This window comes from Curvivirga aplysinae (assembly GCF_009711445.1).
GTDB classification, from domain to species: domain Bacteria; phylum Pseudomonadota; class Alphaproteobacteria; order UBA8366; family Aestuariispiraceae; genus Curvivirga; species Curvivirga aplysinae.
In genome coordinates, this window is record NZ_SMMC01000014.1 from 1 (window position 1) to 1,059 (window position 1,059).

At 38.7% G+C, this 1,059-nt stretch carries 1 protein-coding gene; it reads right to left on the reverse strand.

The genetic code is table 11. The features are described 5' to 3' along the window. Positions 1-872, reverse strand: an 872-nt coding sequence (locus E1160_RS00060; RefSeq protein WP_218048601.1) for a glycosyltransferase, incomplete at its 3' end; no start/stop codon positions are given. Positions 873-1,059 lie beyond the last annotated feature (187 nt).

Below are 1,059 nucleotides of genomic sequence, written 5' to 3' on the forward strand. Positions count from 1 at the left end.
ATAAATGATTCTCCTGTATTCTTTTCTCTTAAATTAGCTTGGTTCTCCAACTTTTTTTCTTCTTCACCCCCCGAATACGGTTTAGGGCCACTTAAAAAAGATTTTAATTTTTGGGCAAGGTCATCACAATCCCCAGCCTTAAAATATTGCCCTCGTAAAGGTGCTTGCTCTATATGAACGGGTATATCACTCAAAATTATTGGGCAACCTACAGCCTTACAGTCTTCTACAACAGTACTCCAACCTTCAAATAAAGATGGCTGAACAACACATTGCGCATGCCTGAATATTTCGATTTGATCCGCTCTAGAAACGACCCCCAAGAATTTTACATCTTTCTCAAGGCCTTCTGATTGCACAAAGTCTTTTAACATATTTATATGATCCAGATTTCTGTAATCTTGCTCATATCCAGTACAGACAAGCGATATAGAGACATTTGTTTTTTTCAGATCAAGCAAGGCTTTGAATACAGTAAGATGATCTTTATGCACCCAGAACTGATTTGGTAAATAGAGATAGTTTGAAGCTAGGTTATACTTAGAAAAGGGATCTGCTCCTCCTTGTTCTTCCTCTGTCAGGACAGTGCAAAATTGCCAACAACGCGGTCGCGCCTTTGCCTCAGGAAAAAGGGCCTTAAAATCTTCCAACGCAGACTGACTGCTTAAGATAACGATTGCATCTTGCTCCGATATAGCTTTGTTCTTCGCATATCTATAGTTTTTTTCTTCTTCAGAAAATAAATGAGGCAAATGAACTTCTTGAAAATCCGAAATCCAGTAAACTTCTTTATTTGGACCATCTGTTGGTTCAAACATTGGAAAGATAAAATCCACTTGATCATGATGGCACAACATATTCTGATCAGCCAATATGGCTTCTAGTTTCTGTCTAAGTGGTGTTTTAGGATTATCGCCCCCTTTCAAAGAAACTTGAGGCCTTATTTCCCCCGGCAACCTGCTCAAACAATATACGAGATTTGTAATATAAATTGACCCTGCAATCCATGCTGGATCATCTATTAATCTTATCCCCAAACGCATTCCGGCATACCTTGTT